Source organism: Bradyrhizobium agreste (assembly GCF_016031625.1).
In the GTDB taxonomy this organism is placed as follows: domain Bacteria; phylum Pseudomonadota; class Alphaproteobacteria; order Rhizobiales; family Xanthobacteraceae; genus Bradyrhizobium; species Bradyrhizobium agreste.
Genome location: NZ_JACCHP010000005.1, coordinates 242,156 through 256,547, shown reverse-complemented (window position 1 = coordinate 256,547; position 14,392 = coordinate 242,156). Strand labels below are relative to the sequence as shown.

The 14,392-nt window shown below is 65.4% G+C and carries 12 protein-coding genes and 2 pseudogenes; 5 read left to right on the top strand and 9 right to left on the bottom strand.

Features of this window, described 5'->3' with window-relative positions:
• Positions 1-17 precede the first annotated feature (17 nt).
• A pseudogene (locus HZZ13_RS37610) lies at positions 18-119 on the bottom strand (autotransporter outer membrane beta-barrel domain-containing protein); the annotation flags it as partial.
• Here HZZ13_RS37610 and HZZ13_RS09695 point away from each other — a divergent pair.
• A pseudogene (locus HZZ13_RS09695) lies at positions 117-383 on the top strand (preQ(1) synthase); the annotation flags it as partial. The pseudogenes HZZ13_RS37610 and HZZ13_RS09695 sit on opposite strands and share 3 nt — an antisense overlap.
• Here the strand turns inward: HZZ13_RS09695 and glsA are convergent.
• Together glsA and HZZ13_RS09685 are read right to left on the bottom strand one after the other, a co-directional pair.
• Positions 380-2,254, bottom strand: coding sequence for a glutaminase A (glsA, locus tag HZZ13_RS09690; protein ID WP_197959388.1), 1,875 nt, complete (start codon positions 2,252-2,254; stop codon positions 380-382). The pseudogene HZZ13_RS09695 and the gene glsA sit on opposite strands and share 4 nt — an antisense overlap.
• A 175-nt stretch (positions 2,255-2,429) precedes the next feature.
• Positions 2,430-3,518 (bottom strand): cyclase family protein, encoded by a 1,089-nt coding sequence (locus HZZ13_RS09685; protein WP_197959387.1) that lies wholly within the window; start codon positions 3,516-3,518, stop codon positions 2,430-2,432.
• Between the two features lie 116 nt (positions 3,519-3,634).
• On the opposite strand from HZZ13_RS09685, the gene HZZ13_RS09680 reads away from it, so the two are divergent.
• Positions 3,635-4,705: a CobW family GTP-binding protein gene (locus HZZ13_RS09680; RefSeq protein ID WP_197959386.1), complete on the top strand. Its 1,071-nt coding sequence runs from the start codon at positions 3,635-3,637 to the stop codon at positions 4,703-4,705.
• 33 nt (positions 4,706-4,738) lie between these two features.
• On the opposite strand, the gene HZZ13_RS09675 is transcribed toward HZZ13_RS09680, so the two are convergent.
• From HZZ13_RS09675 to tpiA, 6 genes are all read right to left on the bottom strand, one after another.
• The gene (locus HZZ13_RS09675) at positions 4,739-5,950 is read right to left on the bottom strand and encodes an MFS transporter (protein WP_197959385.1); all 1,212 of its coding nucleotides are present in this window, start codon (positions 5,948-5,950) and stop codon (positions 4,739-4,741) included.
• Positions 5,950-6,813 (bottom strand): 3-deoxy-8-phosphooctulonate synthase, encoded by an 864-nt coding sequence (gene kdsA / locus HZZ13_RS09670; protein ID WP_197959384.1) that lies wholly within the window; start codon positions 6,811-6,813, stop codon positions 5,950-5,952. Before kdsA ends, HZZ13_RS09675 begins: the two co-directional genes overlap by 1 nt.
• A gap of 115 nt (positions 6,814-6,928) precedes the next feature.
• Positions 6,929-7,255: an NIPSNAP family protein gene (locus HZZ13_RS09665; protein ID WP_197959383.1), complete on the bottom strand. Its 327-nt coding sequence runs from the start codon at positions 7,253-7,255 to the stop codon at positions 6,929-6,931.
• A gap of 79 nt (positions 7,256-7,334) precedes the next feature.
• Positions 7,335-8,966, bottom strand: coding sequence for a CTP synthase (gene pyrG, locus HZZ13_RS09660; RefSeq protein WP_197959382.1), 1,632 nt, complete (start codon positions 8,964-8,966; stop codon positions 7,335-7,337).
• Between the two features lie 166 nt (positions 8,967-9,132).
• Positions 9,133-9,516 carry a preprotein translocase subunit SecG gene (gene secG, locus HZZ13_RS09655; protein ID WP_197959381.1) on the bottom strand — a complete coding sequence of 128 codons (384 nt, stop codon included), beginning with the start codon at positions 9,514-9,516 and terminating at the stop codon, positions 9,133-9,135.
• Positions 9,517-9,661: 145 nt separating this feature from the next.
• Positions 9,662-10,420, bottom strand: coding sequence for a triose-phosphate isomerase (gene tpiA, locus HZZ13_RS09650; protein ID WP_197959380.1), 759 nt, complete (start codon positions 10,418-10,420; stop codon positions 9,662-9,664).
• Between the two features lie 223 nt (positions 10,421-10,643).
• On the opposite strand from tpiA, the gene HZZ13_RS09645 reads away from it, so the two are divergent.
• The 3 genes from HZZ13_RS09645 to trpC are packed head-to-tail and all read left to right on the top strand — an operon-like array spanning position 10,644 to position 14,391.
• Entirely contained in the window at positions 10,644-12,542 is a 1,899-nt protein-coding gene (locus HZZ13_RS09645) for a SurA N-terminal domain-containing protein (RefSeq protein ID WP_197959379.1), read from the top strand.
• A 14-nt stretch (positions 12,543-12,556) separates the two neighbouring features.
• The gene (gene trpD, locus HZZ13_RS09640) at positions 12,557-13,570 is read left to right on the top strand and encodes an anthranilate phosphoribosyltransferase (protein ID WP_197959378.1); all 1,014 of its coding nucleotides are present in this window, start codon (positions 12,557-12,559) and stop codon (positions 13,568-13,570) included.
• Between the two features lie 8 nt (positions 13,571-13,578).
• Positions 13,579-14,391, top strand: a complete 813-nt coding sequence (gene trpC, locus HZZ13_RS09635) for an indole-3-glycerol phosphate synthase TrpC (protein ID WP_197959377.1) — start codon at positions 13,579-13,581, stop codon at positions 14,389-14,391.
• The last annotated feature ends 1 nt before the right edge of the window (position 14,392 follow it).

Below are 14,392 nucleotides of genomic sequence, written 5' to 3'. Positions count from 1 at the left end.
CTACACATATCCGGGGTTCACCACGCGTACCGCACCACGCCCTTGCCTGCATAGGGGCGCGTGACACCGGAGAATTCGCCCTCGAATGTGCCGGCGGCCGACCAGCCGCTCAGCCATTTTTTCCGGGGGCGTGGCTCTGGGAGTCGCAATCGCTCAAGCTCTATATCGCGAGCTTCCGCAATCACGGCGCCTTCCACGAGGACTGCACTGTGATGATCGGCAAGCGCATCGCTTCCGAGATCAAGCCGAAATTCTTGCGCATCGGCGGCTATTGGCATCCGCGCGGCGGCATCCCGATCGACGTGTTCTGGCAGACCGGCCGCGTCCCGAAGGGCCTCTGGGTGCCCGAGCAAGGCGTCGCGCCCTATCGCGGGCGGGGTTAATACGCGCTCAGCAAGTCCACCTTGGCATTCGCCAGTACCAGCCGCCGCGCCAGGATGGCGGCGAGGTTGCGCATGATCTTCAACGACGTTTCCGGGTGCAGCCGGCGGTAATCGGCAAAGCTGTCGAGCGGCAGTTCGAGGCAGGTGACGGGCGTATCGGCGAAGACGTCGGCGCTGCGCCTTTGCTCCAGGATCGCCATCTCGCCGAATTCCATGCCGGGGCCAAGCGAGGCGAGCCGCACGCCGCTGCGCAGCTTCACGCTGACCATGCCGCTCTGGAGAAAGAACAGCGAATTGGCGGGCTCGCCGGCCGCGACGATGCGCTGGCCGGCCGCGTAATGCCGCGTGGTCGACAGCTTGACGATGGCAGCGATCTCCTCGGCGTCGAGCTCGGCGAGCAGCGCCTGCTCGCCGAGATGTGCGCTCTCCTTGAGATCGGTGAAGCCGCCGCAGCGGTAGATCACCTGGTCTTCGGCCCATTCGATGGCATCGTCGAGCAGCGCGAACCGGCGCAGCCGGCGCGGCTCGGCGGTGCGTGCGGCGATCGCGCTCCACACCGCGGAGGTGCCCTCGAAGCCGGACAGAATGGCGGTGACGCCGGCATTGCCGAGCGCAGTCAGCGTCTCGCCGAGCAGCGCAGCGCCGGCCGCGGTGATGTCGGGGACGCGGCGGAAGTCGATGATTAGCAGCGGTGCGTTCGGCGGCTCGCTGGTGAGCCTCCGGGTGACATAATCGATCGTGGCGAAACTCATCGCGCCGACCAGCTCGAGCACGCGGATGTCACTGTGCCGTTCGTCGAGGATCTGCTGCTCGTGCGGCTGGCGGCTGCGACGGGAGGAGATGCCGTAGACGTCGTAATCGGCCATGATGCTTGTGCGGACGTCTGCGTTGCGATTGAGCATGTGCAGGTCGAACCGGGCCGACAGCGCCTCGCAGACCTTCAGGCCGCGCACGCTGTTGAAATGGTTGTCGAGCAGCGGCGAAAAGGTGCCGAGCCCGAGCTGCGAGGGCAGCGCCGCGACGATCCCGCCGCCGACGCCGCTCTTGGCGGGAATGCCGACGCGATAGGTCCACTCGCCGGCATAGTCGTACATGCCCGAGCTCGTCATCACCGAGAGCGTGCGCGCGACGATATGCGGCGTGATCACCTGCACGCCCGTCACCGGATTGATGCCGCGATTGGCGAGCGTTGCCGCCATCACCGCGAGATCGCGCGCGGTGACCAGGATCGCACATTGGCGGAAATAGACGTCGAGCACGGCATCGACGTCGTCGGGCAGCACCGCGTAATTCCGCAGCAGCCAGGCGATCGCCCGGTTGCGGTTGCCGGTCGCGGTCTCCGAGGCGTGCACGGCCTCGTCGACGCCGAGCTCGCGGCCGGCGAACGCGCTGAGCTTGGCGCGGACGCGCTCGAAGGCGCCCTTCCCGTCCACCTCGTAGATCAGGCCCGAGCAGGCGATGGCGCCGGCATTGACCATGGGATTGAAGGGACGGTTGTCATTGGTGAGCCGAATCGAGTTGAAGGCCTCGCCGCTCGGCTCGACGCCGATCGTGGCCGCAACGCGCGCCTCGCCGACCATCTCCAGCGCCAGCGCGAACACGAAGGCTTTGGACACCGACTGGATCGTGAACGGCACCTCGCTGTCGCCGACCTCATAGACGTGGCCGTCGATGGTGACGAGCGCGATGCCGAAATGATCGGGATTGGCGCGCTTCAGCTCGGGAATGTAGTCGGCAAGCGCGCCGGAATTGTCGGTTCGGAATTCGGCGTGGCAATCAGCCAGGAAACGCCGCAGCGGCGGCTTGGTGAGATATCCGGTCGAACGGTGCGTACCTGCTGCGCTGGCCGAATGGCTGGTCTGGACGTCCACGGTCTCACACCTCGATTCGCCCAGAATCGAAGCAATTCGTGTGCCATGTATACCGGGCTGATGGTGTCGTGGGGAGCAATGCCCCTCGGCGCCGCGCCCTATCGCGGGCGGGGTGATTGGGCAGCCCTTCGCGTGGTGGGCGGGGACGTCCCGCCCACCCGCTATTTTATCCGCGTCAGGTGATCGCGATCGGACAGCCATTGCTGCCGGTAGCGCCTTTGATGGGTGCCGGCGTGAAGCAGTAGACGAACTGGTACTTCTTGTCGGCAATCAACTCGTCAAAGATCAGGTTCTCGTGGTTGAGGATACCGTGCTTGGTCTGCAATTCGGCGTGAACCACGAAGGCGAGCGACTTGTCGGGATTGGGCACCACTTCGACCGCCCAGGTGTCGGCCGCAGTCAGCGCGAGATCCTTCTCGATGATCCACTTCGCGGCATCGAGGCCAATTCCAGGCTCGCCGCTATTGAAGCGATCATTGTTCTTCATCCACAGGGAGCCCCAGCCCGTGTGGAACATGATCGCATCGCCTGGCTTGATGTCGCCCTCCGCGATGCTTTGCTTCGCGAGCGCCGCCTTGATATCGGCCGAGGTGATCTCTTGGCCCGCATCCATCATGCCGCCCTTCAGCGCGACCATATCGATCAAGTGGGCGCGTGTGAACAGCGGCTTGAGTTTCTCGGTGCCAAGCTTCTTCAGGCCGTAGGCGTCGCCGATCTCAGCGGCGCTGAAGCCGTTGTAGAAGCGCATCTCGCTCTTGTCGCCGTCCTTGCCCATCTGGATGCCGATATGGCCGAGCCCGTCGAATTGCGTACCGGTCTGGCCGATTTCGGTGGCGAGAAACTCATCGTGATAGACGAGCTTGTTGTCGCCGAACGGGCCGCCAGTCGGCCCGCCGGGAATGCGCAACGAGAATGCGCGGGCGCCGAACAACGGCATGCCTTGCTCGTAAACGCGGCCGATCTTGTAGATCTTGCCATCCTTGATCCACTTCACGGCATCGAGAACCTTCTGCGGCGTGATGTGGTTCGACGCGCCAGCCTCGTCGTCTTTGCCCCATTTCGAGGGCCACCAAGGCTTGTCCACGCCCTTTGGCATCGCTGCGGTTTGGGCCTGCGCCGCTGTAATCGGTGCGAGTGAGAACTTGCCGTGCATCGCACCTGCGAATGCCGCCCCAGCCGCACCAGCAAGGCCTGCCGTGCGGAGCAAGGTCCGCCGATCGGTCGCGGCACCACCCTTCTCTTCATCGCCTTTGGTATCGTCCATCGTTTCCTCCCGGGTTGTGCCCATTGAGATCGGGCTTAAGATCCTGTTTTCGGAATGCTCGTCCTCCATTAGGCTGTTGTCCAGCGACAAAAATAAGACCAGGGTTGAGGACGCCGATGAGCCTGTTCGAGAGCGACAAATCCGCCGAGCGGACTCCAGTGTCACTGATCACCGGCTTTCTTGGCAGCGGCAAGACGACACTGCTAAACCGCCTGCTGCGCCATGACGCGATGAAGGACAGCGCCGTCGTCATCAACGAATATGGCGAGGTCAGCCTCGACCACCTCCTCGTGGAACGCGTCGACGGCGAAGTCGCCGTGCTCGCGAGCGGTTGTATTTGCTGCACTATTCGCAGCGATCTGGAAGAGACCCTGCGCGCGCTGCTGGTGCGCCGCGATCGTGGCGAGGTACCGCCGTTCCGCAGGATTTTGATCGAGACAACGGGGTTGGCTGACCCCGCTCCCATCGCTCAGCTGCTGCTGAACAACCCCTTGGTCTCGCATTTCCTGCGGCTAGACACCGTGGTGACGACCGTCGACGCCGTCAATGCAGCGCGGCAGCTCGACCGCCAATACGAGGCGGTGAAGCAGGTCGCGCTCGCAGACCGCCTGCTGATCACCAAGCGCGATTTGGTCAAGGACACTGACGCACTGGACTTGCGGCTTCGTCGCCTCAATCCTGGCGCCAGGATCGAGAGCGTGGTGCATGGCGAGGTCGATCCGGCCCAACTCTTCGGCGCCGCCCTCGTCGACCCCGAAAAGAAGACGGCCGATATCGAGCGCTGGCTCAACGAGCAGGCGTTCGCCGACTTCGCCAAAGCGGGGCATGAGCGCGGCCATCATCACGATGGCGGTCATGCCCATCACGCGCATCACAGCCACGATGCATCGATCCTTAGCTTCATGATCGCATTCGACGATCCCCTTGACTGGATGGCCGTATCGCGCTGGCTCGCGCATCTGCGCGCCGCCCGGGGAGAGGACCTGTTGCGGGTCAAGGGCATCTTGAATCTCCGCGATGAAGCGACGCCGGTCGCGGTCCATGGCGTCCACCACGTCTTCCATCCGCCGGTGGCGCTTGCAAAATGGCCCAATGCCGACCGCCGTTCGCGCATTGTGTTCATCACCCGTGGCATTACGCGGCACGAGGTGCTTGACCTCTGGCAGGAGGCCCACGCGGGCGCCTGAGCGCCTCAAAGACCACTCGCGAGGGACGCGCCCTCAGACGCGGGCATCCGACGGTGCCCGCTGCCGCAGCAAGCGGGCGCAGAGCAGGCCCAGCACCACCATGATCGCGGCGCTTGCGAGCAATGTCGGCACCTTGCCGCCATGCTGCAGCCCGAAGCCATAGGCGAGCGGCCCCACCGTCTGCCCCATGAAGAAGAAGAACGAATGCAGCGACATCGCGGTCGCACGCGCCCCGATCGACAGCTCGCTGGCGAACACCTGCAGGCAACCATGGATCATATAGAAGCCCCAGCCCATCGCCAGCATGCTGGCGAATTGCAGCTTCCAGCCGGGACCAAAAGCGAGCGCGCCGAGCTGCAACGCCACGAGGCTCGCGCCGGCAATCATCATGCCCTTGACGCCGAGCCGCGGCAGCATGCGCGAGACGGTGAGCGTATAGAGCAACCCGCCGACCGCAAATCCAGCGATCACGATGCCCGCGATCGACAGCGATTTCTCGCCGAGATCGAACAGGAACGCGGCGATGAAGGGAAACAAGCCGAACACGCAGCAACCTTCGACGAAGACGGCCGAATAGCTGTAGCGCGTGTTGGGATTGGAGAAGATGGTGCGGTAGCCCTGCCGCAACGTCCTGAAGTCGGTCTTCGGCGGCGCCGTCAGCGCGGCACCGCGAAAGCCAGCCGCAACCGCCACGGCCGCGATCAGGCCGAGTGCGCCGAGGATCACGAGCACGCCGCGCCAGCCGATGAAATCACCGATGATTCCGCTGGCGGACGAGCCGAGCAGATTGCCGGTCATCGAGCCCGCCATCGTGCGCCCGATCGCAACCTGCCGCTTGGCCGGTGCAACGAGATCGGCGGTGAGGCCGAGCGCGACGGGGAACACGCCGCCCGCGGCGATTCCGGCCAGGATGCGGCTTGCGAACAATCCGGAGAAGGAGGTGGCGAGCGCGCCGAGGATGCAGGCAACGCCGAGCAGCGCCAGGCACGCCGTCATCAATCGCGCCTTGCCGAACAGATCGGCGGCCGCTCCGATCGCCGGCTGAACCAGCGCGTAGATCAGGGCAAAGCCGGCCGCGATGCTGGCGGCCGTCGTGATGCTGATCGCGAAATCGTCCGCGACATGCGGCAGGACGGGATCGAGCGCACGCGTCGACAATGCGGCCGAGAAGCCGGCGAGCGCAATGATGTTGATCGCGGGCGGAAATTTCTGATCGGACGACGGCCTGGTCACAGGCTGGTGCATCAGCGCGTGGTGCTCTGTGACGTGTTCTTGGCCAGCGCGTCGAATGCCATCAGCCGGGCAACCAGCCCCTCGAACTCGCGCAGCGGCACCATGTTGGGGCCGTCCGATGGCGCACGATCGGGATCGGGATGGGTCTCGATGAAGACGCCGGCAACGCCGACCGCGACCGCTGCACGCGCCAGCACCGGCACGAACTCGCGCTCACCGCCCGAGGACGTCCCCTTCCCGCCCGGCTGCTGCACCGAATGGGTGGCATCGAAGATGACGGGCGCGCCGGTGGTGCGCGCCAGGATCGGCAGCGCGCGCATGTCGGACACGAGCGTGTTGTAGCCGAAGGAGGCACCGCGCTCGGTGACGAGCACGTTGGGATTGCCGGCGCTGGTGATCTTGGTCACGACATTGGCCATGTCCCAGGGCGCGAGGAACTGGCCCTTCTTGACGTTGACGACCTTGCCGGTGGCAGCCGCCGCCAGCAGCAGATCGGTCTGCCGGCACAGGAAGGCTGGAATTTGCAGGATGTCCACCGCCTGCGCGACCTCGGCGCATTGCGTGGCCTCGTGCACGTCGGTCAGGACAGGCAAGCCGAGCGAGGATCGGATCTCGGCGAAGATCGGCAGCGACTGCGCAAGGCCCAGTCCGCGCGCCGCCGCCGCGCTGGTGCGGTTGGCCTTGTCGAACGAGGTCTTGTAGACGAGGCCGATGTTCAGCCGCGCCGCGACCTCCTTCAGCGCGGAGGCCACCTCCAGCGCATGCTGGCGGCTTTCGAGCTGGCAGGGCCCGGCAATGATCGCAATCGGCAGGTCATTGCCGAATTTGACCCCGCCGATCGTGACGACCGGCGCCGCTGAATTCGAAGAGCTCAAGACAATTCCCTCGTTTCGGCGCGACCATAGCCGCCATGAGGGTCGGATCAACCCTATTCGGCCCGAGCCGTTCGAATATCAGGGTTGCGCCAGAGCTCGCCGCTGCGGGGGATCGCTACTTCACCGCCGAGAAGGCGGTCGGCGCCAGGATCTGGCTGACGATGTTGGCGACGATCTGGCCGTCGGCTTCGCTCTCGGTGCGCGCTTTCGTCCAGTCGGGATCGGCGATGAACTTGCCCCACTTCGTCTCGCGCTCGGCGAGCGACTCCCAGGCCAGGAAATAGGTCAGATCCTGGTTGGATTCACCGATTACGGTCGTGAAGAACCCGGCCTGCTTGATGCCGTGCTTCTCCCAGATCTTCAGCGTGGCGGTCTCAAAGCGCTTCAGGAGCGCGGGCAGGCGGCCGGGCACGCAACGATAGATCCGCATTTCGTAAATCATCGACTTCATTCCCTGCATTGTTGTTCTTGCAGGGACCTTGTCGCAACAAAACGCGCGATCGTCAAAGGGAGAGCGTGCGCTACACTAGCCGGCTCTGCACCATCGCCGCCTGAATGAACGAGGCGAACAGCGGGTGCGGCTCGAAGGGGCGCGACTTCAGCTCGGGGTGGAATTGGACGCCGATGAACCAGGGATGATCCTCGTACTCGACGATTTCAGGCAGCACGCCGTCAGGCGAGAGGCCTGAGAATTTCAGCCCGTGCTGCTCGAGGCGGTCCTTGTAGGCGGTGTTGACCTCGTAGCGATGGCGGTGACGCTCGGAGATTTCAGTCGCGCCGCCATAGACCTGCGAGACGCGGCTGCCGCGGCTGAGCGTTGCCGGATAGGCGCCCAGCCGCATCGTGCCGCCGAGATCGCCGGCCTGCGAGCGCTTCTCGAGCTCGTTGCCGCGCAGCCATTCCGTCATCAGGCCGACCAGCGGCTCCTTGGTCGGGCCGAACTCGGTGGAGTTGGCGTCCTCAATGCCGACGAGGTTGCGCGCGGCCTCGATCACCGCCATCTGCATGCCGAAGCAGATGCCGAAATACGGCACGTCGCGCTCGCGCGCGAACTGCGCCGCCTTGATCTTGCCTTCGGCGCCGCGCTGGCCGAATCCGCCGGGCACCAGGATGCCGTTGACGTGCTCGAGGAACGGCGCCGGATCCTCCTTCTCGAAGATCTCGCTCTCGATCCAGTCGAGATTGACCTTCACCTTGTTGGCGATGCCGCCATGCGAGAGCGCCTCGATCAGCGATTTGTACGCATCCTTCATGCCGGTGTACTTGCCGACGATGGCGATGGTGACGTTGCCCTCGGGGTTGCGGATGCGCTCGTTGATCTCCTGCCAGCTGCGCAGCTCCGGCCGAATCCGCGAGGCGATGCCGAAGGCGGCGAGCACTTCGTCGTCGAGGCCCGCATTGTGATAGGCTTCGGGCACCGCATAGATATTGTCGACATCGCGCGCCTCGATCACGGCGCTTTCGCGCACGTTGCAGAACAGCCCGAGCTTGCGCCGCTCCTCCTTCGGGATCTCGCGATCGGTGCGGCAGAGCAGGATGTCCGGCTGGATGCCGATCGAGCGCAGCTCCTTCACCGAGTGCTGCGTCGGCTTGGTCTTCAATTCGCCGGCGCTCGGAATGTAGGGCAGCAGCGTCAGATGGATGTAGACGGCGTGATCGCGCGGCAGCTCGTTCTTGAGCTGGCGGATCGCCTCGAAGAACGGCAGGCCCTCGATGTCGCCGACGGTGCCGCCGATCTCGACCAGCACGAAGTCATAGTCATCATTGCCGTCGAGGACGAATTCCTTGATGGCGTTGGTGACGTGCGGAACCACCTGGATGGTCGCGCCGAGATAATCGCCGCGGCGCTCCTTGGAGATGATGTCCTGGTAGATGCGCCCGGTGGTGATGTTGTCGGCCTTGGTCGCCGGCCGGCCGGTGAAGCGCTCGTAGTGACCGAGATCGAGATCGGTCTCCGCGCCGTCATCGGTCACGAACACCTCGCCGTGCTGATACGGCGACATCGTTCCGGGATCGAGGTTGAGATACGGGTCGAGCTTGCGGAGGCGGACCTTGTAGCCCCGGGCCTGCAGCAGGGCACCCAGTGCCGCCGAAGCCAGACCCTTGCCGAGCGAAGAAACCACGCCGCCGGTGATGAATATGTACCGCGCCATGGGACTTAACCTCTAATCCCCCAAATACGATTCGCCAAAGCGATTCGTCTTCCACCCCAAAGATTTTGCGGGCCTGTGGGTGAGCCGAAACGAAGAGTGATGACAGTGCCTTGATGGGGATTGTTGATGCGGGACGGTAGCCACCGCCCTGCATGGCCCCCCTGCTTTATTGCGAACGTGGCACCTGCGGGCCTGTCGGCGCCGGTGCCTGCTGCTGCTCGTCGGCCTTCTTCAGCGAATCCAGGATGCCGCCCGAGGTCGGCGGCGCGATCGGCGATCCGCCGGCCGGCTGGGTCTGCGAGGGCTGGCCGATGATCGACGACGGCTTGCGGTCGTAACCGGCATACCAGGACAGGAACAGGCTGGTGAGGAAGAAGCCGACGGCCAGGATCGCGGTGGTCCGCGTCAGAAGGTTCGCCGTGCCGCGGCTCGACATGAAGCCCGCGCCGCCGCCCATGCCGAGGCCGCCGCCTTCCGACTTCTGGAGCAGGACGGCGCTGATCATGACGGCGACGATCATGAGGTGGATGACGATGACAACGGTCTGCATGATATCCTTCCGTCACAAGCGGGCGGCGCCTGACGGCGGCCGATCGCGCTTCGCGGGTTTTCCTGAAGTTGCGCGGTGTTACACGATCGGAAGTGGCATTGCCACCCCGATCGTGCCTGGGACCCACGGTTCGGGTTCGCAGCGTTTAGTTAGGGCAGCCCTTGGCTATGGCAAGGAAATCGGCCGCTTTCAGGCTGGCACCGCCGACCAGCGCCCCGTTGACGTTCCTCACCGCCATCAGCTCGGCTGCGTTCGAGGGCTTGACTGAGCCGCCGTAAAGGATCCGCATCTTCGCGCCCTCAGCCTTGAACCGGGAGGTCAGGAGTTCCCGGATAAACTCATGAATCTGCTCGACATCCTTGGCTGTTGGGGTCAGCCCGGTGCCGATCGCCCAGACCGGCTCATAGGCCACGACCAGATTGGCCGCCGTCGAGCCATCCGGCAGCGAGCCGGCGAGCTGGCCGCGCAGGATGTCCAGGGTCTGGCCGGCGTCGCGCTGGCCCTGCGTTTCGCCGATGCAGACGATCGCAATGGCCCCCGCGCGCCAGGCCGCCTCGGCCTTTTGGCGGATCAGCGCGTCGCCCTCGCCGTGGTCGGCGCGGCGCTCGGAATGGCCGACGATAATGGCGGTCGCGCCCGCATCGGCGAGCATTTCGGCGGCGATATCGCCGGTGTGAGCGCCGGAGGCCTTGGGATGGCAGTCCTGGGCCCCGACCGCGACCTTCTTGCCGCGCGCCTTCTCGGCGAACGCCGCAACCAGGGTCGCCGGCGGGCAGACCAGCAGATCGGCCTTGCCAGCCACGTCTGCCGCGCCGTTGAGCATGGCGTCGAATTCAGCAGCCTGGGCTTTCAGGCCGTTCATTTTCCAATTGCCCGCGATCAGCGGCCGGATGGCGTCGGTCATGTCAATATCCAGCAGAATGAGTTTGGTTCATGCGCTAGCAGAGGTGCTCCCGCAGTTCCAGAGACCAGAGGCTCTTTCGCCGCAGCGCCGCGCCTTGGCATGAGGCAAGGTTGCGGGGGGAAAGCCGCCACTTTATGATGATTGATCAATTTGGTGACGCGCTTTTGTGGAATCTGCATTAAGACGCGCTCCGTTCCCCTCCTGACCAAACAAGTTGGACCAAATGCTCCGAGGAATGCGCAAGGCCTCATCGAACTGGCTCGGCAAGACCATTATGGCCGTGGTGATGGGCGTGTTGATCGTCAGTTTCGGCATTTGGGGCATCGCCGACATCTTCCGCGGCTTCGGGCAGTCCACGGTGGCCAAGATCGGCCGCACGGAAATTTCGCTCAACGAGTTCCGTCAGATCTACACCGACCGCCTGCAGCAGATCAGCCGCCAGTTCGGCCGCCCGCTGACGCCCGACCAGGCGCGCGCCTTCGGCCTCGACCGCCAGGTGCTGCAGCAGACCATTGCCGAGGCCGCACTCGACGAAGAGGCGCGCCGGCTCGGCCTCGGCCAGTCCGACGAGCAGATCCGCCAGCTCATCATGAACGACCCCAACTTCAAGGGCGTCGGCGGTAATTTCGACGCCAATCGCTTCCAGGCCTTGATCCGCAATTTCGGCTACACCGAGCAGCGCTATGTCGCCGAGCAGCGCAAGGTATCGCTGCGCCGGCAGATCACCGGCACGATCGGCGCCGGCCTCGAGCCGCCGAAGGCCATGATCGACGTCCTGACGCGCTACCAGAACGAACAACGCGCGATCGAATTCGTCCGGCTCGACGCGGCGCAGGCCGGTGCGATCGACCCGCCCTCGCCCGAGGCGCTTGCCGCCTATTTCGAGGATCACAAGGTCCAGTTCCGCGCGCCCGAATATCGCAAGATCGCCTTCGTCGTGATCTCGCCGGAAGAAATCGGCAAATGGACCGAGGTCTCCGATGAGGACGCCAGGAAGTTGTTCGAGCAGCGCAAGGACCGGCTCGGCACGCCGGAAAAGCGCCAGATCCAGCAGATCGTGTTTCCGAACGTTGCCGAAGCGCAGGCCGCTCGCGAGCGCCTCGTCGGCGGGACGTCGTTCGAGGACATCGGCAAGGAGCGTGGGCTGAGCGCCTCCGACGTCGATCTTGGACTGGTGACCAAGTCTTCGCTCACGCCCGCCGTCGGCGATGCCGCGTTCGCGCTGCCTGCCGGCGAGATCAGTCAGCCGATCCAGAGCGGGCTCGGCGTCGCGATCGTCAGGGTCGACAAGATCGAGCCGGGCGCCGAGGCCGATTACGCCAAGCTTGCCGGCGACATCAAACGTGAGATCGCGACTGAGCGTGCGCGCGTCAAGGTGGCCGACCTCCGCGACAAGATGGAAGACGAGCGCGGCGGCGGCTCCAGCGTGATCGACGCGGCGCAGAAGCTCGGCCTCACCGCCGTGACCATCGACGCCGTCGACCGCTCCGGTCGCGCTCCGAACGGCCAGCCGGTCGCCAATATTCCGCAGGGCCTCGACGTGGTGTCGCAGGCCTTCAACACCGACGTCGGCGTCGACAACGACGCGATCTCTTTCAAGGGCGGCTATGTCTGGTACGACGTGCTCGCCATCACGCCCTCGCGCGACCGCAATCTCGACGAGGTCCGCGATCAGGTCGAGGCGCGCTGGCGCCAGGACCAGATCGCGGCCAAGCTGAAGGCCAAGGCGACCGAGATGGTGCAGAAGCTCGAAGCCGGCGGCAAGCTCGCCGACGAGGCCGCCGCTGTCGGCGCCAGGGTCGAGACCACGACCGGCTTCAAGCGCGACGACTCGCCCGCCGGCGTGCCCGGCACCGTCGTGGCGGCCGCCTTCCGCACCGCCAAGGACGGCATCGGACAGACGGCCGTGAGCGGCGGCAGCGAAGTGATCCTCTTCCGCGTCACCGACATCGTCGATCCCGCGGTCGACTTTGCCTCCGACGCGGTCAAGAAGCTGAAGGAGAGCCTCGACCGCGCCCAGACCGAGGAGCAGGTCGCTTCCTACGTCAACAAGCTTGAAACCGACATCGGGACCACCATTAATCAGGCCGCCTTCGCGCAGGTGACCGGCGCGAACCAGTGAGTTGAAAGCACGCGATGGACGACCTGAAATCGATCATTGGAAAAGTGGCGACCGGCGCCAGCCTGTCGCGTGACGAAGCCGCTTCCGCCTTCGATGCCATGATGAGCGGCGAGGCCACGCCCTCGCAGATGGGCGGGCTCTTGATGGCGCTGCGGGTGCGCGGCGAGACCGTGGACGAGATCACCGGCGCGGTCGCGGCGATGCGCTCGAAGATGCTGACCGTCCAGGCGCCGCCCGAGGCGGTCGACATCGTCGGCACCGGCGGCGACGGCTCCGGCTCGGTCAACGTCTCGACCTGCGCGTCCTTCATCGTCTCGGGCGCCGGCGTGCCGGTGGCCAAGCACGGCAACCGCGCGCTGTCGTCGCGCTCGGGCGCCGCCGACGTGCTGGCCTCGCTCGGGGTGAAGATCGATCTCAAGCCGGAGCAGGTCGGCCGCTGCGTGCGCGAATGCGGCATCGGCTTCATGTTCGCCCCCGCCCACCATCCCGCCATGAAGAACGTCGGCCCGACCCGGGTCGAGCTCGCCACGCGCACGATCTTCAATCTGCTCGGCCCCCTCTCCAACCCGGCCGGCGTGAAGCGGCAGATGGTCGGCGTGTTCTCCAGGCAATGGGTGCAGCCGCTGGCGCAGGTGCTGAAGAACCTCGGCTCCGACTCCGCCTGGGTGGTGCACGGCTCCGACGGTCTCGACGAGATCACCCTCACCGGCCCGACCTTCGTCTCCGCGCTGCACAACGGCGAAATCCGGAATTTCGAGGTGACGCCGGAGGAAGCCGGGCTCTCGCGTTGCGAGGCCGGTGCGCTCAAAGGCGGTGACGCCGACGCCAACGCGATCGCGTTGCAGAGCGTGCTCGACGGCAAGCCGAGTCCCTATCGCGACGTGGCGCTGTTCAACGCAGCCGCCGCACTGGTCGTGGCAGGCCGCGCCAAGGACCTCAAGGAAGGCGTCGCGATCGGCGTCCGCTCGATCGACAGCGGCGCGGCCAACGCGAAGCTGAAGCACCTGGTCAAGGTCTCCAACAGCTGAACTCCCGCATGTCCGACATCCTGACCAAGATCGAGACCTACAAGCGCGAGGAGATCGCGGCCGCGAAGCGCGCACGTCCGCTCTCCACCGTCGAGGCGCAAGCCAATGCCGCCTCCGCGCCGCGCGGTTTCCTGCGCGCGATCAAGGCCAAGCACGCCAAGGGCGGCTACGCGCTGATCGCCGAGATCAAGAAGGCCTCGCCCTCCAAGGGTCTCATTCGCGCCGATTTCGACCCGCCAGCACTCGCAAAGGCCTATGAGGCCGGCGGCGCCGCCTGCCTGTCGGTGTTGACCGACACGCCCTCGTTCCAGGGCCATCTCGACTTCATGGTGGCCGCGCGCACGGCGACCTTGCTGCCGGTGCTGCGCAAGGATTTCATGTTCGACACCTATCAGGTCGCGGAAGCGCGCGCGCATGGCGCCGACTGCATTCTGATCATCATGGCGGCGCTCGATGACGCCACCGCAAGAGACCTCGAAGACGCCGCCCTCGCCTACGGTATGGACGTGCTGATCGAGATCCATGACCGCGCCGAGCTCGACCGGGCGCTGAGACTTCGCTCGCCGATGATCGGGGTCAACAACCGCAATCTCAGGACCTTCGAAACCACGCTCGCGACCAGCGAGGCTTTGGCTCCGCTGATCCCTTCGGACCGGCTGATGGTCGGAGAGAGCGGCATCTTCACGCCCGCCGACCTCGCCCGGCTCGAGCGCGTCGGCATGTCGACGTTCCTGGTCGGCGAGAGCCTGATGCGACAGGCCGACGTCACGGCGGCGACGCGCGCGCTGCTCGCGCGCGAGGCGACGGCGGGCACGCACTGAC